At 58.8% G+C, this 25291-nt stretch carries 23 protein-coding genes; 10 read left to right on the top strand and 13 right to left on the bottom strand.

Going from position 1 to position 25291, the window contains the following annotated elements:
* The first annotated feature begins 121 nt into the window (after positions 1–121).
* The 5 genes from HCK86_RS18390 (at position 122) to HCK86_RS18370 (ending at position 3035) form a co-directional block, all read left to right on the top strand.
* Entirely contained in the window at positions 122–469 is a 348-nt protein-coding gene (locus HCK86_RS18390; RefSeq protein ID WP_176085941.1) for a hypothetical protein, read from the top strand.
* Between the two features lie 124 nt (positions 470–593).
* On the top strand, positions 594–1544 hold the full coding sequence (locus tag HCK86_RS18385) for a peptidoglycan-binding protein (RefSeq protein ID WP_176085940.1): 951 nt from the start codon (positions 594–596) through the stop codon (positions 1542–1544).
* Complete coding sequence (locus HCK86_RS18380; RefSeq protein WP_176085939.1) at positions 1541–1963, top strand: hypothetical protein; 423 nt, start codon at positions 1541–1543, stop codon at positions 1961–1963. Before HCK86_RS18385 ends, HCK86_RS18380 begins: the two co-directional genes overlap by 4 nt.
* Positions 1964–1994: 31 nt before the next feature.
* Positions 1995–2321, top strand: coding sequence for a hypothetical protein (locus HCK86_RS18375; protein WP_176085938.1), 327 nt, complete (start codon positions 1995–1997; stop codon positions 2319–2321).
* 270 nt (positions 2322–2591) lie between these two features.
* Positions 2592–3035, top strand: coding sequence for a hypothetical protein (locus HCK86_RS18370; protein ID WP_176085937.1), 444 nt, complete (start codon positions 2592–2594; stop codon positions 3033–3035).
* Positions 3036–3151: 116 nt separating this feature from the next.
* On the opposite strand, the gene HCK86_RS18365 is transcribed toward HCK86_RS18370, so the two are convergent.
* Positions 3152–4273 carry a tyrosine-type recombinase/integrase gene (locus HCK86_RS18365; RefSeq protein WP_176085936.1) on the bottom strand — a complete coding sequence of 374 codons (1122 nt, stop codon included), beginning with the start codon at positions 4271–4273 and terminating at the stop codon, positions 3152–3154.
* A 103-nt stretch (positions 4274–4376) separates the two neighbouring features.
* Between HCK86_RS18365 and dusA the strand changes: the two genes are divergently transcribed.
* Positions 4377–5390 carry a tRNA dihydrouridine(20/20a) synthase DusA gene (gene dusA, locus HCK86_RS18360; RefSeq protein ID WP_176085935.1) on the top strand — a complete coding sequence of 338 codons (1014 nt, stop codon included), beginning with the start codon at positions 4377–4379 and terminating at the stop codon, positions 5388–5390.
* A gap of 160 nt (positions 5391–5550) precedes the next feature.
* Here dusA and alaS read toward each other — a convergent pair whose 3' ends face one another.
* Both alaS and recA read right to left on the bottom strand, forming a co-directional pair.
* The gene (gene alaS, locus HCK86_RS18355) at positions 5551–8202 is read right to left on the bottom strand and encodes an alanine--tRNA ligase (protein WP_176085934.1); all 2652 of its coding nucleotides are present in this window, start codon (positions 8200–8202) and stop codon (positions 5551–5553) included.
* A gap of 168 nt (positions 8203–8370) precedes the next feature.
* Complete coding sequence (gene recA / locus HCK86_RS18350; protein WP_176085933.1) at positions 8371–9453, bottom strand: recombinase RecA; 1083 nt, start codon at positions 9451–9453, stop codon at positions 8371–8373.
* Positions 9454–9756: 303 nt separating this feature from the next.
* Here recA and HCK86_RS18345 point away from each other — a divergent pair, with 303 nt between their 5' ends.
* Positions 9757–10611 (top strand): AraC family transcriptional regulator, encoded by an 855-nt coding sequence (locus HCK86_RS18345; protein WP_176085932.1) that lies wholly within the window; start codon positions 9757–9759, stop codon positions 10609–10611.
* Between the two features lie 19 nt (positions 10612–10630).
* On the opposite strand, the gene HCK86_RS18340 is transcribed toward HCK86_RS18345, so the two are convergent.
* Both HCK86_RS18340 and HCK86_RS18335 read right to left on the bottom strand, forming a co-directional pair.
* Positions 10631–11245 carry a glutathione S-transferase family protein gene (locus HCK86_RS18340; protein WP_176085931.1) on the bottom strand — a complete coding sequence of 205 codons (615 nt, stop codon included), beginning with the start codon at positions 11243–11245 and terminating at the stop codon, positions 10631–10633.
* Positions 11246–11343: 98 nt separating this feature from the next.
* Complete coding sequence (locus tag HCK86_RS18335) at positions 11344–12558, bottom strand: NADP-dependent isocitrate dehydrogenase (protein WP_176085930.1); 1215 nt, start codon at positions 12556–12558, stop codon at positions 11344–11346.
* A gap of 284 nt (positions 12559–12842) precedes the next feature.
* On the opposite strand from HCK86_RS18335, the gene HCK86_RS18330 reads away from it, so the two are divergent.
* The gene (locus HCK86_RS18330) at positions 12843–13988 is read left to right on the top strand and encodes a carbohydrate kinase (protein ID WP_176085929.1); all 1146 of its coding nucleotides are present in this window, start codon (positions 12843–12845) and stop codon (positions 13986–13988) included.
* The gene (locus tag HCK86_RS18325; RefSeq protein WP_176085928.1) at positions 13975–14886 is read left to right on the top strand and encodes a pseudouridine-5'-phosphate glycosidase; all 912 of its coding nucleotides are present in this window, start codon (positions 13975–13977) and stop codon (positions 14884–14886) included. Before HCK86_RS18330 ends, HCK86_RS18325 begins: the two co-directional genes overlap by 14 nt.
* Positions 14887–14918: 32 nt before the next feature.
* On the opposite strand, the gene HCK86_RS18320 is transcribed toward HCK86_RS18325, so the two are convergent.
* From HCK86_RS18320 to pstS, 5 genes are all read right to left on the bottom strand, one after another.
* Positions 14919–15599 carry a hypothetical protein gene (locus HCK86_RS18320; RefSeq protein WP_176085927.1) on the bottom strand — a complete coding sequence of 227 codons (681 nt, stop codon included), beginning with the start codon at positions 15597–15599 and terminating at the stop codon, positions 14919–14921.
* Positions 15600–15850: 251 nt separating this feature from the next.
* Complete coding sequence (pstB, locus tag HCK86_RS18315) at positions 15851–16681, bottom strand: phosphate ABC transporter ATP-binding protein PstB (protein ID WP_176085947.1); 831 nt, start codon at positions 16679–16681, stop codon at positions 15851–15853.
* A 21-nt stretch (positions 16682–16702) separates the two neighbouring features.
* A complete protein-coding gene (gene pstA, locus HCK86_RS18310) occupies positions 16703–17605 on the bottom strand; it encodes a phosphate ABC transporter permease PstA (protein ID WP_176085926.1) in 903 nt (300 codons plus the stop codon).
* 16 nt (positions 17606–17621) lie between these two features.
* Positions 17622–18593, bottom strand: coding sequence for a phosphate ABC transporter permease subunit PstC (pstC, locus tag HCK86_RS18305; protein WP_176085925.1), 972 nt, complete (start codon positions 18591–18593; stop codon positions 17622–17624).
* A gap of 126 nt (positions 18594–18719) precedes the next feature.
* Positions 18720–19754, bottom strand: a complete 1035-nt coding sequence (pstS, locus tag HCK86_RS18300) for a phosphate ABC transporter substrate-binding protein PstS (protein WP_176085924.1) — start codon at positions 19752–19754, stop codon at positions 18720–18722.
* 441 nt (positions 19755–20195) lie between these two features.
* Here pstS and HCK86_RS23970 point away from each other — a divergent pair, with 441 nt between their 5' ends.
* The gene (locus HCK86_RS23970; RefSeq protein ID WP_210259954.1) at positions 20196–21509 is read left to right on the top strand and encodes a threonine/serine exporter family protein; all 1314 of its coding nucleotides are present in this window, start codon (positions 20196–20198) and stop codon (positions 21507–21509) included.
* A gap of 147 nt (positions 21510–21656) precedes the next feature.
* On the opposite strand, the gene poxB is transcribed toward HCK86_RS23970, so the two are convergent.
* The 3 genes from poxB to HCK86_RS18275 all read right to left on the bottom strand — a co-directional run bounded on the left by poxB (position 21657) and on the right by HCK86_RS18275 (position 25224).
* A complete protein-coding gene (poxB, locus tag HCK86_RS18285; RefSeq protein ID WP_176085923.1) occupies positions 21657–23378 on the bottom strand; it encodes a ubiquinone-dependent pyruvate dehydrogenase in 1722 nt (573 codons plus the stop codon).
* Between the two features lie 203 nt (positions 23379–23581).
* Complete coding sequence (locus tag HCK86_RS18280) at positions 23582–24574, bottom strand: MDR family oxidoreductase (protein ID WP_176085922.1); 993 nt, start codon at positions 24572–24574, stop codon at positions 23582–23584.
* The gene (locus tag HCK86_RS18275) at positions 24571–25224 is read right to left on the bottom strand and encodes a TetR/AcrR family transcriptional regulator (RefSeq protein ID WP_176085921.1); all 654 of its coding nucleotides are present in this window, start codon (positions 25222–25224) and stop codon (positions 24571–24573) included. The genes HCK86_RS18280 and HCK86_RS18275 overlap by 4 nt, the downstream gene beginning before the upstream one ends.
* Positions 25225–25291: the final 67 nt, after the last annotated feature.

Raw genomic sequence — 25291 nt, 5'->3', positions numbered from 1 at the left:
CTACGGGCCGTATTGGGGCGCAACTAGGCGGATCCAATAGCATCAACCTGCTCCGCAATGAATTCTCTGTCTACGATGGGGCCGCGACCGACGTGGCGCTCCAAGCTTTGAGTGCAATCTCATGAACGATGTTTTCCTGAAATTCACTGATGAGACAACCGCGCTCGCTGCTCTCGCTGGCGAAGGTATCGCCCCGGATGCCGAAAGCGAAAAGCTTCCGACCATGGGCGTGCTTTCTGATGGCAGCGACTTTGTGCTGCATGTCTGCGGCCAGGGATCGGGCACAGTGTACGAGCCGACAGGCAACACCATCACAGACGTCAATGCGGAAACTGGCGAAGATAATAGCCGGCCAGAGATGGCGGCCGTGGCTGGCTATCACATCAATATGCGCTTTGACGGTGATGTGCCGGCAGGCCTTGCCGGTTTCGATATTGCACCGCAAACCCCGGCCGAGCGCTTCGCCTGAGGCGAGAACATGCGTTCTTATCTCTGATCTGGCGCATGTAAACGTGACCAATCCGGCAACGGAACACGAACAGACCATGCCGGTCTTTTCCTGACCATTTTACTACTCCTTGAGGACCATCAAAATGACTGTGACCACGGTTTCCAGCCGGGGCGCTGCCTTTGTGCGCCTGCATGAAGGCTGCCCGACGACCGCCTATCTCGATCCCGTCGGCGTGCCGACCATCGGGCCGGGCTTCACCATGGCCTCGTCCTACTGCAAGGCCGAGCTTCAAAAGATCGGGATCACCAAACTCGTTCCCGGCAAGACAAAGATCACGACGGAAGACTGCGACCGGATCCTGCAGGTCGTTCTGAACACCGGCTATGGCAAGGAAGTCGTCGCCAACTCGCCGGATGATCGCACGCAAGCCCAGATGGATGCCGCGACCTCGGCCGCTTATAACCTCGGCGGCCGGGTCGTCTCCAAATGGCAGTTCGGCAAGCTCTGGCGGGCTGGCAAGCTGAAAGAAGCTGCCGACTATCTCGGCAGCCACTACAACACCGCCGGCGGAAAGCAGCTGCCCGGTCTGGTGCGAAGGCGCAGGGAAGAGGCGCTTCTGTTCGAAAAGGGCATTTACACCGGTGTCGACACCGTGGCCCCGGCGCCTGAGGGCGTGTCCCGTCAGGCAACGGCAAAGCCCGCTGTCACCGCTGACCCGGTGGTGAAGGAAGCGCAGGAACTGCTGACGGCGCGGGGCTTTGATCCGGGTGCGATCGATGGCTGGTTCGGACAAAAGACCAAGGCTGCCGTGCTCGCCTATCAGATGGCGCACCCGCATCTCGTCAATGACGGCATCATCGGCCCGGCCACACTTGCCCAGCTGCGCCGTGATGCAAAGGCCTTGAAAGATGCTGCTGCCAAGTCCGGCGCCTCTGCCGCCGCTGCCAGTGCCGCCGCCTGGACGGCAGGCCTGCCATGGGGCTGGATTGCCGCCGGTGTCGCCGGGGTTGCCATCCTCTGGTTCGCATGGAAATACCGCGACATTCTCGCCCGCCGCATCAACACCGTCACCGGCCATGAGGTTGAGGTATGATTGCAGCACTCCTCACGCTTCTGGTGAAGATCGGCGCCGGCGGTATCCTCGACAAGGCGGTGGCGCTCATGGAAAGCCGCGCTGCTGCTGCGACCGATCAGAAGAAGATCGAAGCCGATCTGACGGCCGAGTATCTCAAACAGGTCATCGAAGAAACCCGGATCCTTGCCGATCTCAACGCGAAAAAACTCGCGGTCCCGTGGTTCTGGATCTTCGCCGCGCTCTTCCTGGTGCCGCTTGCCATCTGGTGGGCGGCGATCTGCCTCTACAACATGCTGTGGTGTCCTGACTGCGTCTATGCGCAGGCCTGGACGATCGCCGCTTTCCCGGCGCCGCTCGATCAGTGGGCCGGCAACATGATCCAGTGGGTCTTCTACATCGGCTCCGGCGTTGCCGGGCTGCGGGCAATCCTGAAATAGCGGGGCATCAAGAGAGTGGGGCAGAGACGAAATGAACATTCTGGACTTGCTTGCCAGTGAGAAGAGCAATGTTGCGCTGGCAGGTCTTTTTGGGGCATCGGCAGCGGCTGCTATGGAGTGGCGCGGCTTTCTACCGACGATCCGCCGCATCTTTGTCGGCGGCGTCACGGCGTATTTCCTTGGCCCGGTTGGGGTTCCATTATTTCAATGGGCTGGTGGGCTTGCCAATGTACCGTTGGAACCTTCGGCCTCCGTCGGTGGCTTCGTTATGGGCGTCGGCGGTATGACCATCGTAGAGTTCATTGTTAAGGTCTGGCACTTTCGCCTTCGCGAGGTGGAGCATGACGAAACGAATTGACAAGCAATGCGTGAGGCGCGCGTGGTCTGCGCAATGGCGTGAGACGCGTCCAGCGTTAATCGCGCTCATGTTCGGAGTTTTCGTGCTTGCCATGGCCTATGGCTGGTGAGACTTCGTGAAGGAAATAATAGCTACCCTGCCATAGGATTCAGTGTGAAGCGAATGGTAGCGCCTATGTTTTAGTCATTTTCGATATATTTCATTCTGATTGATGTATTCTTGAATGTCACGTATCGAGAATGAATATTGATTTCGGCGTGAAGGTAGAAAATGTCGCTATTCGGAATTTTGTTCGTCGTCGCTCTCATTTTGGCGATACCAACCTATGGACTATCTCTCATCGCGCTTATCTTCGCGAAAATGTGGATCAATTCCAATGAAGCGCAGAAGGTGGCGGCTGCGGCAATAAATGCTCGCGAGACAGATGGAACTGTTGCTCTGCCTTTCGTTAGCCATGCAGGAATTCGACGGTTCTTTAAAAATTACGGATCGACCAACAAGAAGTTCGAAATGCCAGAAAATCCCGCAAATACCTTTATTGGGTATGTGCGTATCGGCAGCGTGGTCGAGCATGTGATCATGGTCAACCTCTCTGGGAGAACGACCTATGTGACAAGCTTCATGCCACCATATCAATTCGGTGATGACCTTCTCTCTCTCATGGCAAAGCAAGAGTTTGTCGAGAACATCATTGCGAATATGCAGAAAGGTTGATGACATTTTCCCAACGTCATCGGAATGCTGCGGACTATGCTCGGCTGCAATATCTGAAGAACTGAAATGAAAAGCCCGCCGGCGGAAACGCTTGGCGGGCTTTTCAGGGGAGCACGTCACTGTCCGCCTGGCTCATGAAGAGGCTCCGGCACTGAAGTGACGGATGACGGGCCGCCTGGTGACCATTTCCACCCCGCATATTTGTCTCCCACCTGCATGATGTGGGAATACCGCTTGAGCGAAATCCATGAGCGATGGCCGGATACTGCGGCCGCATGCGGGATGTTATAACCGATTTCGAAAAGCCGGCTGATCCCTTCATGGCGGAGGTCGTGAAAGTGAAGGTCCTTTATGTCGAGAAATCGACACGCCCGCGTGAAATTGGCACTAATACTTTCTGCAGCGTAAGGGAAGATTTCGGCTTGATCTCGCGGCATACGCTGAATGATGGCCAACGCCTCCGGAGGCAGGTCGCACCATGTGTGATTGCCGATCTTTTGGCCTGGGTTTTTCATGTCGCGGACGAGAATCCTGCTGTGTGCTTCATCGAGATCCTGCCATGCGATCCGCGTAATCTCCTCCTGTCGTCTGGTTGAGAAAAGGCCGAAAAGAAGGATGTCTGCCATAGGCATGGACTGAGACAGCTGCTGCTTTCTCTGTTCGAAATGGGCGAGCAGCAGTTCCAGTTCCGGCAGCGAGGGGCGCCGGTCGCGCTGTCGGCTGCGCGCTGTCAGGCCAAGGCGTTTTGCAACTCTGAAACCGTCCTCCATCGCCGTTCTGTCAAGTGGATATCCCCATGCCGGACGGGCGATAGAGAAGATCGAGGCAAGGTGCGACAGATAATTCGCGACCGTTTGCGGCTGTTTGTCGAGCGAGAGTTCGCGTGCGAGTGTTATGATGCTGGCGCTGGTGATCTCGGCGCATGGCATGTCGGCTATGTCATAGGATTTGATGGCCCGCAGAACCTGAGCTTTCGTGCGCCCGATGGGCGCCGCATTTTCATCGACATAACGATCAATCGCATGGGCAAGCGTGATGCCGCCATGCTTCACGCGCTCAAGGGCGCCCGGTCGCGCAAGCTCGGTTTCGCGCTTTTTCATCCAGGCTTCAGCGAGACGCTTGCGTTCAAATGTCTGGCTCTCGCTATGGACTGTTACACCCTTCCGATTTATGCGGATCTGAGCAGTATATGAAATGACGCCGCTTTTGCGCCTTTTTCGCGCGGTTATGGTTCCCATGGTTGCTACACGTTTTCCTTCAGATGCTACAATGTAGCAATAGCATTTTGGAAATGGTGCGAAAAGGCCTAAAATAGGCATAAAATCCTAGCTTGGAATGGGCATGAACGACAAAAAAGATAATAAATTCAATCTTTCAGAGAGCAGGCGCTTCGCGGTCGCACCCATGATCGATTGGACGGATCGTCATTGCCGTTTCTTCCATCGGCAGTTGATGCGCCGTGGTCAGGTCTATACCGAGATGATTGTTGCCGATGCCATCCTGCATGGGCGACGGGAGCAGCTTCTTGGTTTTGACCCGGTTGAGCACCCGGTTGTCCTGCAACTGGGCGGATCAGATCCGGTAAAACTTGCAGAAGCTGCCCTGATCGGTGAGGCATTCGGTTATGACGAAATCAATCTGAATGTCGGCTGTCCTTCGGACCGGGTGCAGTCGGGATCATTCGGTGCCTGTCTGATGCTGACCCCGGCGGTGGTCGAGGCGGCCGTTGCTGCGATGAAGCAGGCCGTCAAAATTCCCGTCACGGTGAAATGCCGCATAGGTGTTGATGATCAGCAGCCTGAAAAGGTGCTTCCGGACTTTGTCGACCGAATGGTCGGCGCCGGAGCGGATGCGCTTTGGGTACATGCGCGCATGGCCTGGCTGAAGGGGCTGAGCCCGAAGGAAAATCGTACCATTCCGCCGCTCGATTATCCGCTCGTCTACGCGATGAAAGCGCGCTACCCGAACCTCTTTATCGGCATCAATGGCGGAATTGCCGATATCGAAATCGCAAAACAGCATCTTCTGCACGTGGATGGCGTGATGCTGGGAAGGGCGGCCTACCAGACGCCGGCTGTGTTGCGAGCGGTCGATGCCGCATTGTTTGACGATCACCGCGAGCCCCTGGATGACATGATCCTGTGTGATCGCATGATGCGCTATGCCGACGGGCATCTGGCGGCAGGCGGCAAGCTGGGGCAGGTGACCCGCCACATGATCGGGCTGTTTTCCGGTCGGGACGGTGCCCGCCGTTTCCGCCAGATCCTCTCGGTCGACGCAACGCGGCCGGGCGCAACCAGCGCCGTGATCGCAGCCGCATTTGATGCGGTCCTGTCTGCCGAAGCGCGCGCCTGAGGCATGAAAGAGGCGCTGCGATGGTGATCGCAGCGCCTGTCATTCCGGCTAGCGCATCGGCTCGAAAATCGGAATCGATTTTCGAGCCGATGCGTAGATTCAATAAGATAGAGCGTCCTGCTGCGCCCGAAAGGACGCATGGCGCTCTATGGCAAGGCGCTCAGCCCTTCAGCGCTGCGCGAATGGCCGAGAGCGCAGCCTCTGCCTTGTCGCCATCCGGGCCGCCCGCCTGCGCCATGTCGGGCCGGCCGCCGCCGCCCTTGCCACCGACTTCGCCTGCGGCAAGCCGGACCAGATCAACGGCAGAATAACGCCCTGTCAGATCGGCGCTCAGCGACACAACGATGCTCGCCTTGCCGTCTTCGTCAACCGCGATGAAGACGACAACGATATCGGTCTGATCCTTCTTTGCGTCATCGGCCAGCCCCTTGAGGTCACGGGCCGATACACCGCTCAGCACCTTGGCGATCAGCTTGATCGAGCCGATCATCTCCGGTCCTTCGGCTGAGCCGCTGCCGCCGCCAAGGGCAAGCTTCTTGCGGGCGTCAGCCAGTTCGCGCTCGAGCTTCTTGCGTTCGTCGACCAGGCTTTCGACACGATGCGCCACCTCATCCGGGCCGACCTTCAGAGCGGCTGCGAGTGACTTCATCTTCACGTCCTGATCATTGAGGTAATGGCGGGCATCGACCCCGGTCAGCGCTTCGATACGCCGAACGCCGGCGCCAACAGCGCTTTCACCGACAATCCTGATCAGGCCGATTTCACCGGTGGCGCGCACATGGGTGCCGCCGCACAACTCCAGTGAATAGGTTTTGCCGGCCTTCTCGCCTTCGGTCGCAATACCCATGGACACGACACGAACCTCATCGCCATATTTTTCGCCGAACAGGGCCATGGCCCCTTCGGCGATCGCTTCATCGACACCGAGCAGGCGCGTGGTCACCGGAGCGTTCTGCAGGACGATCTCGTTGGCCATGTCTTCGACGCGTTCGAGCTCCTCAGCCGTCATCGGCTTGGGGTGCGAAACGTCGAAACGCAGTCGCTCGGGCGCGACAAGCGAGCCCTTCTGGGCCACGTGGGTGCCGACGATTTCGCGCAGCGCTTCGTGGATCAGGTGCGTTGCCGAATGATTGGCTCTGAGCCGAGCGCGGCGCTTGTGGTCAACGTCAAGAACCACCGGCGCATCAACCGCAATCTCGCCCGTCTCGACGTGGCCAAAGTGGATGAACAGGCCATCATTCTTCTTCTGCGTGTCGGTGACGATCAGGCGACCGCCGTCAAAGCTGATCAGGCCGGTATCGCCCATCTGGCCACCGGATTCGCCGTAAAAAGGCGTCTGATTGACGATCACGGCAATCTCATCGCCGGCTGCCGCTTTATCGACAGAAGCACCATCCTTCACCAGGGCCAGAACGACGCCTTCAGCCTTTTCGGTGTCATAGCCGAGGAACTCGGTTGCGCCGAATTTCTCACGCAGTTCGAACCAGATCTGCTCGGTTGCCTTGTCGCCGGAACCTGCCCAATGGGCGCGCGCTTCGGCCTTCTGGCGCTGCATGGCATCGTTGAAGCCGGAGAGATCGACGCCGATGCCACGATTGCGCAGGGCATCCTGGGTCAGGTCCAGCGGGAAGCCATAGGTGTCATAAAGCTTGAACGCGGTTTCGCCATCGAGGCTGTCGCCCTTGGCAAGATGGCCGGAGGCATCATCAAGCAGCGACAGACCACGCTCCAGCGTCTTGCGGAAACGGGTTTCCTCAAGCTTCAGCGTTTCGGAGATCAGCGCTTCGGCGCGCTGCAGTTCGGGATAGGCACGGCCCATCTCCTGCACCAGAACCGGCAGCAGGCGATAGATGATCGGCTCGCGCGCACCCAGAAGCTCGGCATGGCGCATGGCGCGGCGCATGATGCGGCGCAGCACATAGCCGCGACCTTCATTGGAAGGCAGCACGCCATCGGCGATCAGAAATGCCGAAGAGCGCAGATGATCGGCGATAACGCGATGGCTTGCCTGTTTCTCGCCCTCCGCCTTGACGCCGGTCAGCTCGACGGAGGCATTGATCAGTGTCTTGAAAAGATCGATCTCGTAATTGCTGCCGACGCCTTGCAGGATCGCGGTCATGCGCTCCAGGCCCATGCCGGTATCGATCGACGGGTTCGGCAGATCGACGCGGGTTTCCTCATCGATCTGCTCGAACTGCATGAAGACGAGGTTCCAGAATTCGAGAAAGCGGTCGCCATCCTCTTCAGCCGATCCGGGCGGTCCGCCGAAAAGCTTTTCCCCCTGATCATAAAAGATTTCCGAGCAGAAGCCGCAGGGTCCGACCGGCCCCATGGCCCAGAGATTGTCCTCGTGACGGACGATCCGTTCGTCAGGCATGCCGGAAATCTTCTTCCAGAGATTATAGGCTTCCTCGTCCGTGGGGTAGACGGTGATCCACAACCTGTCCTTGGGCAGGGCAAAGTCCTTGGTTATCAGCTCCCATGCATGCGTGATCGCCTGCTCCTTGAAATAGTCGCCGAACGAAAAGTTGCCGAGCATTTCAAAGAAGGTGTGATGACGCGCCGTATAGCCGACATTGTCGAGGTCGTTGTGCTTGCCGCCGGCACGCACGCATTTCTGTGCTGTCGTGGCGCGCGAATAGGGGCGATGCTCCAGGCCGGTGAAGACATTCTTGAACTGCACCATGCCAGCATTGGTGAACATCAGGGTCGGGTCATTATGCGGCACTAGCGGACTGGAGGAGACGACCTCATGCCCGTTGCGCTTGAAATAGTCGAGAAAGGTCGACCGGATGTCACTCATGCCACTCATACTGTGTCACGCCTCTGTTATCGAACTGCCCATAGAACAACAGGCTTTTAGCGGTGCGTCTGCTGCCTGTCCAGAAAAACAAGGGCGGCGCCAATGTGAGATTGCCGCCGCCGCCGGATAGATTGTGGATGAGATGCCGAAATGGACCCGGTAGGGCCGTCGGGACCATTAATCCTCAGAGGTGCCCGTTGCCTCGTCGCTGTCGTCGCTTTGCAGCAGGCCTTCGGAAATCAGGCCTGCGTTCTGGCGCAGTGCCAGCTCGATTTCCTCGGCCAATGGTGGATTTTCACGCAGGAATGTCTTGGCATTCTCGCGTCCCTGACCGAGCCGCTGGCTGTTATAGGAGAACCAGGAACCGGATTTCTCGACAATCCCGGCCTTGACGCCGAGGTCGACCAGTTCGCCCATCTTCGAGACGCCTTCGCCATACATGATGTCGAATTCAACCTGCTTGAAGGGCGGTGCCATCTTGTTCTTGACGACCTTGACGCGGGTCTGGTTGCCAATCACCTCGTCGCGATCCTTGACCGAACCGATGCGGCGGATGTCAAGGCGCACGGAGGCATAGAATTTCAGTGCATTGCCGCCTGTTGTTGTTTCGGGCGAGCCGAACATGACGCCGATCTTCATGCGGATCTGGTTGATGAAGATGACCATGCAGTTGGAGCGCGAGATCGATGCTGTCAGCTTGCGCAGCGCCTGGCTCATCAGGCGGGCCTGCATGCCCGGCAGGCTGTCGCCCATCTCGCCCTCGATTTCCGCACGCGGCGTCAGTGCCGCCACCGAGTCGATGACGATCACATCCAGCGCACCGGAGCGCACCAGCGTATCGACGATCTCGAGCGCCTGTTCTCCCGTGTCCGGCTGGGAAATCAGCAGATCATGCAGATTGACACCAAGCTTGCGGGCATAGACCGGGTCAAGCGCGTGTTCTGCATCGATGAAGCCGCAGACACCACCTTTTTTCTGGGCTTCTGCGACCGTCTGCAGCGCAAGCGTCGTCTTGCCGGAACTTTCCGGGCCATAAATCTCGATGATGCGGCCTTTGGGCAGACCACCAATGCCGAGCGCGATATCGAGGCCGAGCGATCCCGTCGATACCGTCTCGATTTCGACCACGCTGTCCTGGGCCCCGAGCTTCATGATGGAGCCCTTGCCGAACGAGCGTTCGATCTGCGAAAGTGCTGCTTCCAGCGCCTTGCTCTTGTTCACTGATTTTTCCTCGACGAGTCGGAGAGTATTGTCTGCCATCGATCTTATCCCTTGTTGCCGCCGTCGCCTAGGCGGTCCGCCTTCATGTCTTATTCGTACACTTTTTGTTCCTGTTTTGCAAGATCCATTAAGGCACTGAAAAATAACATTTTATCAGTTGATGTTCTTTTTTTGTTTTCCATCTTGACACAAGTGTGGGTAAATTGTGTTTTCCGCACCGGGATCGGCTGAGCGCTGCCGGATCTGGCGAATCTGCGAAAATGCGTGGCGGCGCGCAGTTCCGCAAGATTTGTCAAAACGGTTTGTGGTGTGGTGGGCGGTGTTGAAAGGGAGCAATTCAAGATGAGCGCGCAGCCAATATTTCAGGTTTATGGTGACCGTCTCAACCGGGTGATGGCCTATATTCACGATCATCTCGATGACGACCTCGATTTTGCCCGTATTGCTGAAATCGCCTGCCTCTCGCCCTGGCACTGGCACCGTATCTACCGTGGCATCTATGGCGAAACCATCACGCAGACGGTCAAGCGTCTGCGATTGCACCGTGCTGCCGACCAGCTGGTGAATTCGGATACTGCGATTGCAGTGATCGCCAGCCGGGCGGGTTATGCATCTGTTCCTCCCTTCAACAGGCAGTTCAAGGCAGCATATGGCATGCCACCGGCAGCCTATCGCGGGCGTGGCCGGCATATGCTGTTTGACCAACCGCTAAGAAAGGGAGCGGAAATCATGTTTGACGTAGAAATGCGGATATTCGAAACGCGCCACGTGGCCGGGGTCCTGCACAAGGGTCCCTATATCGACATCGGCAAAGGCTTTGAACGGGTCATGGGCGCCATCTTTGCCGCCGGGCAGGCCGAACCGGACATGCGGATGATCGGGATCTATCATGACGATCCCGATCTGGTTGCCGCCGAAGCGCTGTCCGCCTTTGCCGGGGTCATCGTCTCAGATGGCTTCACGCCACCGGTCGGGCTGGACATCGTGCAGCTTGCGGGCGGACCCCATGCCGTACTGACCCATAGGGGGCCCTATGCCGAATTGCACAAGGCCTATGGTTGGCTCTACGGGCAATGGCTGGTTTCATCGTCTCATGAGCCGGCAGACCGGCCACCCTTCGAGATCTATCTCAACACGCCGCGCGACGTGCCGCCGAGCGATCTGCTGACGGAGATCTGTCTGCCGCTGAAACCTTAGCGAAGCGCTGCGCCCTTCGCTACATCGCTGCGGCAGCCGCGTCGTCCATTGTGGTGGCCCGCTTGAGGGCAGGGCGCTGCGAAAGGCGCGCGACATAATCGCCAAGGCCTGGCCTGTCCTCGATCGTCGCGAACCGCAGCCCCCACATGATCTGCATGCCGACATAGATATCGGCAGCGGTGAAGCGGTCGCCGGTGATATAGGTTTTGCCGGCGACGGCGCTTTCAAGCGCATCCATGACGTGGGCGCGTGAACCGTAGCCGACCATGCGCTGGCGCTCCTGCGGCACTGTCACCCCCAGGGCACTGTCCGCCGTGGATGCTTCCAGAGGGCCTGCTGCGAAAAACATCCAGCGATAATAGTCGGCGCGTTCCTCGGGGCGGGGCGCCAGTCCGGAATTCGGGAAGGTGTCGGCAAGATAGGCGCAGATGGCCGCACATTCGGTGATCATCCTGCCGTTGTGGCGGATCGCCGGAACCTTGCCCATGGGGTTGAGCGCCAGATATTCCGGTGCCTTCATCGTGCCATCATAGGTCAGGATTTCGGTGTCGTAATCCACGCCCGTTTCCTCAAGCATCCACCTTGCGATCCGACCGCGCGACTGCGGGTTGGTGAAAAAGGTCAGCTCTGTCATTGAATGTCCTCCCGGTAAGATTTTCTGTTGCAATCAATAGAGAAAGCCCGGCGCTCGTCCGGGCTTTCCAATCGTGTCTGCAAAGGTGGCCGCCGAAATCAGGCAGCCATGGCCTTCTTCAGGTTTTCGTCGATCTTGTCGAGGAACGCCGTGGTCGAGAGCCAGGGCTGGTCGGGGCCGATCAGCAGGGCCAGGTCCTTGGTCATGAAGCCGCTCTCAACGGTGTCGATGCAGACCTTTTCCAGCGTTTCAGCGAACTTGGCCAGCTCGGCATTGTCGTCCAGCTTGGCGCGGTGGGCGAGGCCACGGGTCCAGGCGAAGATCGATGCGATCGAGTTTGTCGAGGTTTCCTGACCCTTCTGGTGCTGGCGATAGTGACGGGTCACCGTGCCGTGTGCGGCTTCGGCTTCAACCGTCTGACCATCCGGCGTCATCAGAACCGAGGTCATCAGGCCGAGCGAACCAAAGCCCTGGGCAACGATATCGGACTGGACGTCGCCGTCGTAGTTCTTGCAGGCCCAGACATATCCGCCGGACCACTTCAGCGCGGAGGCAACCATGTCGTCGATCAGGCGGTGTTCGTACCAGATCTTCTTTTCTTCGAACTTGGTCTTGAATTCGGCGTCGAAGACTTCCTGGAACAGATCCTTGAAGCGGCCGTCATAGGCCTTGAGGATGGTGTTCTTGGTCGAGAGATAGCAGGGAACGCCGCGCTGAAGCGCGTAGTTGAACGAGGCGCGGGCGAAATCGCGGATCGAATCGTCACGGTTGTACATGGCCATGGCAACGCCGGCAGACGGTGCGTCATAGACGTCATGCTCGATCGTCGTGCCGTCGTCGCCAACGAACTTGATCGAGAGCTTGCCCTTGCCCGGGAACTTGAAATCGGTGGCGCGGTACTGATCGCCGAAGGCGTGACGGCCAACGATGATCGGCTGGGTCCAGCCCGGAACCAGGCGCGGAACATTCTGCATGATGATCGGTTCGCGGAAGATGACACCGCCGAGAATGTTGCGGATCGTGCCGTTCGGGCTCTTCCACATCTTCTTCAGGCTGAATTCCTCAACGCGGGCTTCATCCGGGGTGATGGTGGCGCATTTGATGCCGACGCCGTACTTCTTGATGGCGTTGGCCGCATCGACGGTGACCTGGTCATCGGTGGCGTCGCGGTTTTCAACCGACAGGTCGTAATATTCGATCGGCAGATCGAGATAGGGGAAAATCAGCTTTTCCTTGATGAACTGCCAGATGATGCGGGTCATCTCGTCGCCATCAAGATCGACGACCGGGTTAGCCACCTTGATCTTCGTCATTATTCATCCTCGTCTATACCGGACCGCAAACGGGCCCTTGCTTCATGAAAAAGTCTTGTGGGCTATAGCATCGCGCTGCCGAGGAAAAAAGGCGGTTCCCGCGTAAACTTTGGCGAAATTGCATCATTAACCTGCCGCCTGTTGACGCATATCCATTCCGCTTCCGGGAGCGGGCCGAACTCAATCGGTTTAAATCGGTTACGCGGATCCGCTGGATTAAAACAGTTGTTATTTTTATAACTACTGTTATTATCTGACCGCAATCAAGCGATGGATGTCTCGGAATGTCGGATCTCAGGGATCAGGAAATTCAGGTGCTGCGCCTCATTCGCAACAATCCCTTTGCCGGTCAGCAGCAGATTGCCGATGCGCTGGGCCTGTCGCGCTCGGCGGTTGCCGCCCATGTCGTGCAGCTGATGGACAAGGGCTATATTCTCGGGCGCGGTTATGTCGTTGCGCCTGAAGACCGGGTGATCGCCATTGGCGGTGCGGTGATCGATCGCAAATACCTGTCCAGCGAGGCGCTGATTGCCGGCACCTCGAATCCCGCCTCCAGCCTGCGTTCCTTCGGCGGTGTTGCGCGCAATGTTGCTGAAAATCTTGCCCGGCTTGGCGCCGTCACGGGGTTCATCTCCGCTGTCGGCGAGGACGAGGGCGGTCATCAGCTTATTCATGACCTGCGTGAACATCATGTGGATGTGGCGGGTGTCTTCACGCTTGCCGGCGCCACCACAGCGGAATATGTCGCCGTTCTTGAACCCTCCGGCGATCTGGCTTTCGGGATCGCCGATATGGCGATTTTCGACCAGCTGACGCCAGCGCTTCTCGAGCGGGTCTGGCCATCAATCGCGGCAGCGCGCTGGGTCTTTGCAGATTGCAATCTGCCGGCTGAAACGCTGGCCCGCCTGATAGAGCGGCGGGCGCAGTCGCGCTTCCGGCTGGCAATTGACGCCGTTTCGACGCCCAAGGTCGCAAAGCTGCCGAAGGATCTGACCGGGGTCGATCTCCTGTTCATGAATCTCGATGAAGCGAGCGCCTGTCTCGGGCGTTCGTTTCCGCGCGATGGTGATGGCATGCGCGCGGCAGCGGAGGCCCTGAGGGCGGCGGGCGCAGCTGAGGTGGTGCTTTCCTGCGGGGTTCTGGGCATGGCCGTATCAATGGCGACGGCAACGGTCATCGTGCCTGTCGTTCCGGCCTGTCCTGTCGATATGACCGGCGCCGGTGACGCGATGATTGCCGGTACGCTGCATTATTATGCGGCGAGCGACGATCTGGTGGCCGCAGCGCGAAGGGGCGCGCTGATCGGCTGCCTGACAACGGAAACGGAAAAGAGCGTGCATCCCGCGCTCTGCGAAGGCTTTGTGGCGGAAAACCTTGCAAGGCTTGAAAAGATTTCAACGGAATTGGAGACAGAGATTGGCAAAGGCTGAAATCATCCTCGGGGCAGAGCTCGAAGCCGCATTGGCAGATGGCAAGCCCGTCGTGGCATTGGAATCCACCATCATTACCCATGGTATGCCCTATCCGGCAAATCTGGAGACGGCGCTGGCCGTGGAAGAGGTGGTGCGGGCAAATGGTGCCGTGCCGGCAACGATTGCCGTGATCGATGGCAAGCTGCATGCCGGTCTCGACAGAGCGGCACTGGAAATGCTGGCCAAGGCGGAAAACGTCGTCAAGGCATCCGGTCGCGATCTCGCCGTCGCCATGGTGCGGGGCGAGACGGCCGGAACCACCGTTTCGGCAACGATGAAGATTGCAGCCCTTGCCGGCATTCGCATTTTTGCGACCGGTGGCGTCGGCGGTGTCCATCGTGGTGCCGAGCAGACATTCGATATTTCAGCCGACCTGACCGAACTCGGCCGCACGGCGGTGACGGTTGTCTGCGCCGGGGTCAAGTCGATCCTCGATATCGCCAAGACGCTTGAATATCTGGAAACCCAGCGCGTTCCCGTGATTGCCTTCGGCACGGATGAGTTTCCGGCCTTCTTCACGCGTGAGAGCGGCCACAAGGCCGATCATCGCCTCGATAGCGCAGAAGAGATCGCCGATGCGATGGCGCTGCATGACAGCCTCGAAACGGGAACCGGCATTCTGATTGCCAATCCTGTTCCGGCCAGCGATGCGCTGACCAATGAATTCATCAGCGGCACGATCGAAAAGGCGGTCGCCGAGGTGGCGCGCAAAGGGATCGGCCAGAAAGATGTAACGCCTTATCTTCTCGCCCGCATCAATGAGCTTTCCGAAGGCAAGAGCCTTGTCGCCAATATCGCGCTGGTGAAGAACAACGCTGCCCTTGCGGCCCGCATTGCCGCAGCCGGAAAACGATAACAGTCGAAGCAAAACAAAAGGCCGTGGCCTTGTCAGGAGGCCACGGCCAGTGATTGAGGTATGCAGACCAGCTCGGGATCTTCCGTTTCCTTGAGGAAGTTGGCGAAATAGCGCTTGAGCTTGGGGATCTTGACCAGTTCGTCGATCGAGGCCTTGTGGGCATCGCGTGCCAGCGTTGACGGGTTGAAATAGGCCTCGGCATTTTCCGGCGTCAGCACGAAGGGCGGCTTGCCCTCGCGACCGAGAATATAGCTCATCATCAAGGCGCCGGTGCGGTGATTGCCCTCAATGAAGAGCTGCGGCCGGCTCAGCGCGCGAACGTAGAAACCAGCCGCGCGTTTGCGCACCGGCTTGCTTTTGTGGCGGTCATACCATTCGATCAAGCCGCCGACATCGCCGATCTGGCGATCGTAGAAATGCTCTTCCGTCTGTTTCAGGTGATTGGCGAATTCTCGGCGCCGCGCGGCATCAGAGCCGCAAAGGACAAGATGGTTGAGTTCCAGCAGGTGGTGAAGCTCGCCAAGGCGCAGAATGTCGGTCCGGTTCACGAGCAGGGCATCGACGTAGCAATAGCCCTCCATCATGCGTTCCACGACGCTGTCCGGCATGCCATCGCGCCGCATCGTCAGATGCGTGTTGATTTCATCAAACCGCCGCTGGGTCTCGCGCAGCTTTTCTTCGATCTTCTTAAGGTCGAGGCGGTGCTGAAACATTCACGAGCCTTCCTGAACCCTCATGTTGAAACGATACGGACCTAAAGTGTTCACCGTCTCAGTCGCGGCCGGCAGCGCGCGGCACGCAAAGCGGTGCGCTTGCGCAGCACTGGACTTCGGCCGGCTGCGGGGCCCTGTTTTCGCATAGCATTCTGCCGCAGGCAAGGTCAGTCCGCCGCGGCTGCGAGAAGGGCGGCACCTGAATTCAAGTGCCGCCCCTGCTGAAACATCATATGTCCGGCGCTGCCGGCTCAGCTGAACTCGCCAGCCAGATATTCCTTGGTCAGGGTTTCCTTCGGGTTTTCGAACAGCTGCTTGGTATCACCCATTTCAACCAGATAGCCGGTACGGCCACCGGCCGACATCTCGACCGAGAAGAAAGCCGTCTTGTCGGCGACACGGATCGCCTGCTGCATGTTGTGGGTCACGATGGCGACCGTGTAATCATGCTTGAGTTCGATCATCAGTTCTTCGATCTGACGTGTGGCAATCGGGTCAAGGGCGGAGCAGGGCTCGTCCATCAGGAGAACGGTCGGCTGGGTGGCGATCGCCCGGGCGATGCAGAGACGCTGCTGCTGGCCGCCGGAAAGCGAAAGGCCATTCTGCTTCAGCTTGTCCTTGACTTCCTTCCACAGCGCGGCGCGCTCGAGAGCGGCCTGAACGCGTTCGGCGATATCACCCTTGTAGCCGTTGAGGCGCAGGCCGAAGGCAACATTCTCGAAAATGCTCATCGAGAAGGGGTTCGGCTGCTGGAACACCATGCCGATATGGCGGCGAACCACGACCGGATCCACTTCCTTGCCATAGACGTCCTGGCCGAGAAACTGAACGGTTCCTTCAAGATGGAAGCTCGGGATCAGATCGTTCATGCGGTTGAGGCTGCGCAGCACCGTCGACTTGCCGCAGCCCGACGGGCCGATGAAGCCGGTGATCTTGCCCTTTTCGATATCGACATTCGCGTCACGGACGGCAAGGAAGTCACCATAGAAGATCTTTTCGATCTTGGCACCGATTGCAACCTTCGAACCGTCATCGGCGAAAGCTTGTTCGGAGAAGCTGTTCATTTCCATTGTCGCAGTCATCATTTCAGACCTTAGTTTCCGTTAAACGCGCCGTCCACCGAAGGAGCGGCTGAGGATGTTGAACACCAGTACAATGAGAACCAGTACGAGCGATGCGGACCATGCGAGTTGGATCTGGTTGTCATAGGGCAGCTTCGTAAAGTTGTAGATCAGGATCGACAACGATGCAGTGGGCTCCGTAAGGCTCTTAAGCCAGTAGCTGGAAAAGGCTGCGGTAAAGAGGATAGGCGCGGATTCGCCTGACGCTCTGGCCACAGCCAACATCACGCCGGTCATAACACCTGGCAGCGCCGTAGGCAAAACAATTTTCAGTGCGACCTGTGTCGGATTGCACCCCATTCCATAGGCGGCATCCTTCATCCGCTGCGGCACCATGAGGAAGGCCTGCTCGGCCGTCAGCAGGACGGTCGGCAGCATCAGGATCGACAGCGACAGTCCGCCGGCGATCGCCGAATAGGTCTTCATTTCCACAACCAGCCAGGCATAGACGAACAGACCGGCAAGAATGGAGGGGAAGCCAGTCAGCACCTTGCCGATGAACCGCACAGCGATGGAAAGCCTGCTGCGCGGCGCGATCATGCCGGTATAGATGCCGCCGAGCACGCCGACGGGAATGGAGATCAGTGCGCCGATCGCCACCATGATCAGCGTGCCGATAATGGCATTGCCGATACCGCCGCCCTGTTCCATTGGGGCAGGCGGAAGCTCGGTGAAGAGGGCGAGGCTCAGCCGGGCACCTCCGCGGCTGATCAGCATCCAGAGCACCGAGATCAGCGGCACGGCGGCAATCAGCGCGAGAAGCCACAGGATCACGGTCTGGATGAAGTTGGACATGGTCCGCCGGTTGGCGAAGGAGAATTTCAGGCTGGGGCCGAGTGCTGCGACTTCCGGATTGTCCAGCGATGTCTGATCATAGGTGCTCATAACGGTCTCCGGAAAATCACGTCACGGACTGGCGTGCGGTGCGCGACATGATCAGCGTACCGATGATGTTGACGGCCATGGTGATGACCAGCAGCACGATGGCCGCATACATCAGCGCCTGCTTCTGGATCTCACCGGCTTCCGGGAAGGTCGACGCAAGCAGCGAGGCGAGTGTCGTTGCCGGGGAGAAAAGTGACAGCGAAACGATCTGGCGGTTGCCGATCAGGAGCGCCAGCGCCATGGTTTCGCCCAGCGCGCGGCCAAAGCCCAGCACCAGCGATGCGAAGATGCCGCTTGATGCCGTCGGCAGCATGACCTTGCGGATGGCTTCCCACTTGGTGGTGCCCATGCCATAGGCCGCTTCCTGCACCTTCAGCGGAATGGCCTTGAAGGCATCCTGCGAGATGGCAGCGATCGTCGGCAGCACCATGATCGACAGAACGATCACGGCAGGTAGCAGGCTGAAGCCATTGAAATTGGTCGAGAAGAACGGGATGAAGGGCATGGTTTCATGCAGCCATTTGGCAATCGGGCGAATGGCCGGGATCAGCACATAGATGCCCCAGAGGCCGAAAACGACCGAGGGAATGGCTGCGAGCATCTCGACGATCAGCCGGAAGACATAGGCAAGACGCGGATGCAGGAAGCCCTGGGTCAGGAAGATGGCGACGGCCACACCCAGGATGCCGCCGAAGAGCAGGGCCAGAAGTGAAGAGTAGAGCGTCCCCCAGATTTCGGCGAGAATGCCGTACTGGTTGGTGTTGGCATTCCATTCGACACTGGTCAGGAACTGCAGGCCATAATTGCGCATCGCTGGCGCAGCCTGTCCGCCGATTTTCCAGAAGATGTAGACGATCAGCAGAACTGTCAGGATGCCTGCGGCAAAGGTCAGGAAACGGAAGGACCTGTCCATGCCATATTCGAAGGCAGTGGGCGGGCGAGAGACGCTGTGGTCATGCATCGCAACGGAGTGCGGCTTGGCGGCCATCAAGGGGCTCCTTGAAATGATCGTGCGTGCTGTTCACGATCTGACAATCTTTGGTTGATTGATTGCAAGCACAAAGACCGGGGCGAAAATTCTCATTCCGCCCCGGCCCGTTTATTTTAGCATAATCTACTGGATTTCAGCCAACGACTTGCGGTCGAGCTCAACAACATTCTCCGGAAGCGGGATGTAGCCGAGAGCGTCCGACATGGTCTGGCCGGTGGTCAGGCCATATTCGACCATCTGCTTGATGGCGTCGACCTTGGCCGGATCCTGGCCCTGCTTGTAGAGGAGCAGCCAGGTGAACGTTGCGATCGGATAGGAGTCTGCACCAGCCGGATCGACGATGAAGGCGCGGTTGGCGCTGTCAAACTCAGCCGAAGCAAGGGCAGCAGCACCGGCTTCCGGGCCAGCCTTGACATAGTTGCCAGCCTGGTTTTCCAGCTCGGCATAAGGCGTCTTGGTCTGCTGGGCGTAGCCATATTCGATATAGCCGATCGCGCCGGGGGTCTGCTTGATGGTGGCCGTGATGCCGTCATTGCCCGGTGCGGCAACGAAGTTCGAAGCGTTCGGCCAGGAGACGGTCTTGCCAGCGCCGACCTTCGTCTTGAAGTCGTCGGAAATGGCAGCCATGTGGTTGGTGAAGTTGAAGTTGGTGCCCGAAGAATCCGAGCGGACAACGACAGTGATGTCTTCATCAGGAAGATCAACGCCTTCGTTGATGGCGGCGATTGCCGGGTCGTTCCACTTGGTGATCTCGCCGAGGAAGATCTTGGCGTAGACATCGCGCGACAGCTTCAGCTCGGTAACGCCATCAAGATTGTAGGCGAGAACGATTTCACCAGCCGTCATCGGCAGAAGGACGGCGCCGCCGTCGATCTTGGCAATCTCGTCGTCGGACATCGCAGCGTCGGAAGCGGCAAAGTCAACAACGTGATTGGTGAAATCTTCGATGCCAGCGCCCGAGCCCTTGGACTGGTAGTTGACTTCAATGCCCGACTTTGCGGCGAAATCCTTAAACCAGGCCGAATAGAGCGGGAAGGGGAAGGAAGCACCCGAGCCGGTCAGCTGCGTGTCGGCAGCCTGCGCGACAGTGCCGGTAACGATCATGGCGGCGGCAACAGCTGCGATCTTCGCGCCCTTGTAGAAATGTCCGATTTTCATCAGATAGCCCTTTTGAGGTTTTGTTGAAAACGGGACCCCTATAACAATGAAAGTCTAACAAGAATAGATATGTTGTAAAAAATTCATAAATGTCGTTATTGTGTCATCTAATTTTATATAAGCTTCAAAATACTGTCATAAAACTGTCATACAAGGGACGGGTGCGAGTATAGATTAGGGAAAATGCCACCACGGGTTTCATGCCGGCTTTCCTGCGGCCTTGCGAAATGTGACGGCTGCGTGGCATGACTGTGCGAAGATGACAGTGCCAGAGGCGCGAAACACCGAGCCGGGTGCGACGAATTTTGCACTGCAAAACGATGCTTCCTGTTTTAGCCTTGATTTTGCGCATGGCAGCCGACGTCGTCAGACTATAGTCTTAGTTCATAAATGACATGCCGGCCGCAAAGCCCGTTTCCGTTGATTTCCGAGGCAAAGATTTTGACCGACACAAAGCTTATCGACAATGACGATGAATTGCATCCACGCGACCCGCTCGTAATCAGGCAGCGCGTTCTGGAAAAGGTTGCCATGACCGCGCTGGAGGCGGGGCGCCTGTTGATGGAGACTGGCGCCAAATCAAGCGTTGTGCGGGCGGGGGTGCAGAAGGTGGCCAGCGGGCTTGGCGTGCATAGTGTGCATGTCCGGGTTGGCTTCGCCTCTATCGCCGTCACCGTCGGCGACGGTGTCTGTACCAGCACGCATATGCTCGGCGTCGGTCATCACGGCGTCAATATGCGCATAAACCACGCGGTTCGCGAGGTCTGTTCGCTTGTCGCGCGGGGTGGGATGAGCGTCGAGGAGGTGCTCGGGCGCTTCAAAGAGATCACCATGACCACTGGCAAGCATGCCAGGTGGTTCAATGTCTTCGCCGCGGGCCTTGCCTGCGCGGCCTTCGGCCGGCTGCTGGGCGCCGACTGGGCGGCTTTCGTGCCAACCCTGATCGCCAGCATGGTCGGGCAGTATATCCGGCTGATGATGATAGAGCGGCACTTCAACGCCTTTGTCGTCACCGCCTTCGTCGCCTTTGCTGCGGCCGTCCTGTCCGGGATCGGGGCGACGCTGCTCGGATCGAGCATGATTGACACCTCCATGAGCGCTGCGGTGCTGATGCTGGTGCCCGGCGTGCCGTCAATGAATGCGCAGACGGATATCATGGAAGGATTTCCAACGCTTGGCTCGGCGCGTTTTGTCACCGTGACGATGATCCTGCTTTTCATCACCGTTGGCGTTGGTGCCGCCCATATTGCGCTAGGCGGCGGCATGGAGGATGCGACCAAGCCTTTCCACTCGGTCCTGCATCAGACATTCTTCGGCGCCGTCGCTGCTGCCGGATTCGGGGTCTTGTTCAATTTCGGCTGGCGCAATCTCGGCTGGTCGGCCATTGCCGGCGGACTGGCGCTTGCGGTCAAGACCTTCTGCATGCATCACGGCTGGCCGCTTGAGGCGGCCTCGTTCGGGGCCGCCGTTGCCGTCGCCTTTGCGGTGGAGCTTTCCTACAACACACCCTTTCCGGTGCGCCGTGTCGGCAATGCGATCGCTGTTGCCGGCTGCATTCCGATGGTGCCGGGCAGTGCTGCTGCACACTGGATCATCGGCTTGCTGGAGATGACCGTACAGCCCCTCGATCAGCTCAATGCCATGCTGGCCTCGACCACAAGCGCCGGGCTTCAGGTGATCTTCACCGTCGGTGCCATCGGTGCCGGCCTGACGATGGTGTCCTCGCTGTTCCGCCGGCCAGATTTTCCTGACTGAGACGCATTCGCCGATGGAACCAGAAACGCCGGCAAGAAGGCTTGCCGGCGTTTTCGAATCTAGCGCACCGGCTCGAAAATCGGTTTCGATTTTCGAAAGGAACGATGCGCCGATTCACTACGTTAGAGCGCCGATCGGTGAAGCAGATCAGCGCCAGTTGGTCTTGGTCAGCTCCACCAGTTCGTCGCCGCGGCCGTTGAGGATAGCGCGCATCATGTAGAGGCTGAAGCCCTTGGCATGTTCGAGCGTGATCTGCGGCGGCATGACGAGTTCCTGCTTTGCCGTCATCACATCCAGCAGCACCGGACCCGGCGTTGCCAGCATCTCGTCGATGGCGGCGGGCAGGGCCTTTGCATCCTCGACCTTGATGCCCTTCATGCCGGCGGCTTCCGCGACCTTGGCAAAATCGGGACTGGAGAGATCGGTCGAATCGGAAATATAGCCACCGGCCTTCATTTCCATGGCGACGAAGCCGAGCGAGCGGTTGTGGAACACCACCATTTTCAGCGGCAGATCCGACTGGGTCACGGTCAGAATGTCGCCCATCAGCATGGAAAAGCCGCCATCGCCGCACATGGCGATCACCTGACGCTTCTTGTCGAGGGCCTGGGCACCGATGCCCTGCGACAGTGCATTGGCCATCGAGCCGTGATTGAAGGAGCCAATCAGGCGGCGCTTGCCATTCATGGCGACATAGCGCGCGGCCCAGACGGATGGCGTGCCGACATCGCAGGTGAAAACGGCATCGTCACTGGCTTTCTCGGAGAGAAGGCGTGCGACATATTGCGGGTGGATCTGGCCCTTGGGCCCGTCATCGGTGGCAAGATCATCCAGTGCCTTGCGGCTTTTGGCGTAGTGTTTTTTCGCTTCCGTGAGGAAGGAGCCGCTGCGATTGCCGTTGAGCTTTGGCAACAGCGCTGAAATCGTCGCCGCAACATCGGCCTGAATGCCGAGGTCAACCTGCGTATGCGCGCCAAGTGCTTCGGCGCGGTTGTCGATCTGGGCGATCTTTGCCTTGTCGGGGTAGAAGGCGCGATAGGGGAAGGATGAGCCGAGCACCAGCAGCATATCGGCCGATTCCATCGCATGATAGCCGGAGGAAAAGCCGATCAGACCGGTCATGCCGACATCAAAGGGATTGTCATATTCGACGAATTCCTTGCCGCGCAGCGCATGCACGATCGGCGACTGCAGGGTTTCGGCCAGCTTGAGCAGTTCCGTGCGTGCACCGGCACAGCCCGCGCCGCACAGAAGCGTCACCTTGCCGGCGGCGTTCAGCATCTTGGCAAGCTCGGCAATGTCGCTTTCCTGCGGCATCATGACCGGCTGTTTCGGCGTATTCCAGCGAATCGGCGTGCCTTCTGGCATGGCTTTCAGCGCAACATCGCCCGGCAGCACGATCACGGCGACGCCCTTTTTGGCAATGGCCGTGCGCATGGCAACTTCTAGCACGCGCGGCATCTGGTCGGGCGTGGAAATCAGCTCACAATAGACGCTGCATTCGCGGAAGATTTCCTGTGGGTGGGTTTCCTGAAAATAGCCGGAGCCGATTTCAGAGGACGGAATATGGGCGGCAATCGCCAGAACGGGAACATGGTTGCGGTTGCAGTCATAAAGACCGTTGATCAGATGCAGGTTGCCCGGACCGCAGGAGCCGGCGCAAACGGCAAGCTTTCCGGTCAGCTGCGCTTCGGCGCCGGCTGCAAAGGCCGCCGCTTCCTCATGCCGGGTTCCGACCCATTCAAGCGTTTTCAACCGGCCGATGCTGTCGCTCAGACCATTGAGCGAGTCGCCCGTCACGCCCCATATGCGCTCAACGCCGGCTTCGCCGAGATAGCGCGCGATGTAATGGGCAATGCTTTCCGCCATATTTCAGTCCCTTCAGATGAATTGCGCCGATCGGTCTCCGCATATGCGGGGCTGGGCGCCTAGCGAGGGGGTCGGACCCTTGCGGGTTGAAGCGCCGCCGGTGCGTCCAGCGGCATTGATTAACAAGTTAGCAATGAACCGTAGCTGGTAAAAGCCTGTAGGTCTTGCAAATTTATCAAGATGGATCGCCGTTTTGACGGCGTTTATTCAAGCGCCGAATTGATCGGAACGACGATCCGGCCGCGCACCTTGCCTTGAAGGAAAAGCGGCGCCGTGCCGATCACCTGATCGAAGGCAAGCTCTGTCGTCAGTGCCGCAAGGGCATCGCGGTCCAGCTCGTCGGCAAGGCGGGCCCAGGCCCTGATGCGCTCGTCCAGCGGGCACATCACGCTGTCGACGCCTCTGAGCGTGACACCGCGCAGGATGAAGGGCGCGACACTGGTCGGCAGATCCATGCTGCCGGCAAGGCCGCAGGCGGCAACCGTGCCGCGATAGCGGATCATCGACAGAATATTGGCCAGTACCACGCCGCCGACCACGTCGACACCGCCGGCAAAGCGCTCCCTTGCAAGCGCACGCGGCTTGCCCTCAAATTCCGCCCGTTCCAGTACCGATGATGCGCCGAGAGCTTTGAGATAATCGGTTTCCGATGCCCGTCCGGTGATGGCGGCGACATTGAAACCGCGTCCGGCCAGCAGCGAGGTGGCGACGCTGCCAACGCCGCCGGTCGCACCGGAGACGACGATTTCACCCAGATCCGGCGTCACGCCGGCCTGTTCCAGTGCCATGACGCACAGCATCGCGGTGTAGCCCGCAGTGCCGATCGCCATTGCCTGACGCAACGAGAGCGAACCGGGCAGCTTGACCAGGAAATCACCGCGCACCTTGGCCTGTGTCGCAAGCCCGCCCCAGTATTTTTCGCCGACGCTCCAGCCGTTGAGAACCACGCGGTCGCCGGCCCTGTAGTCCGGATGGCGGCTTTCGCGGACGATGCCGGAAAAATCGATTCCGGGCACCATGGGGAAACTGCGCACAACGGGTGAGGCCCCGGTGATGGCCAGACCATCCTTGTAATTCAGTGTCGAAAAGGCGACGTCGACCAGCACTTCGCCATCCTCAAGCGATTTTATGTCGATGGTCTTTACGGCAACGGTCTGGCCGTCTCCGGATTTCTCGATGAGAATGGCGTCGGTCATCTGTCTGGTCCTGTCCGTGTTGCAAGTTTCATGAAGCCGTCGATGAAAAGGCGAAGCGGTCCGCCATGCCGTTCCAGCCGGGCGCGAAGCACCGCTCCCTCCCAGCCGATCCAGAAATAGGCAGCAAGATCGGAAATGCTTTGATCCTGGCCAATGCTTCCGTCTTTCTGTGCCAGTGCAAGGCATTGAGCGGTCCGGGCCTCCCAGCCGGAGAGAACGGCTTTCAGCCGCTCTTCAAATTCCGGTACAAGGCTCTGCGTCTCCGATCCGAGATTGCCGATGAGGCAGCCGCGGGTGAAATCGTAGCGGGCCATGCCCTGTTCGGAATCGCTTGCAAAGGCGCGGATACGCTCCAGCGGCGGCAGGCTGTCATCGGTGAGCCAGCGATCGAGCTTTTGCGCCATGTAATCGTGGTAGGCCGCAATCAGGGTGAGGCCGAAATCCGCTTTGGATGCGAAGTGATAGTAGAAACTGCCTTTCGGCACGCCGGCTCGGCGCAGAATTTCGTCAAGGCCAACGGCGGCATAGCCACGCTCGGTCAAAAGCGCCAGGCCGGCATTGATCAGTGCCTTGCGCGCCGCCTGATCATCGGCTGCACGCGGTGGGCGGCCGCGTTTCGGCCTTTGCGGAACTGGCGCGCTCGCTGTCATGCATATTTTGTAGACCGATAGGTCTATAAATGCAAGCCAGACCTTGCATACACAAAAACGCGCGACA

This window comes from Martelella sp. HB161492, assembly GCF_013184775.1.
Lineage (GTDB): Bacteria > Pseudomonadota > Alphaproteobacteria > Rhizobiales > Rhizobiaceae > Martelella.
Note: the sequence above shows the minus strand (reverse complement) of the source record. Positions and strands in the feature narration are given on the sequence as shown.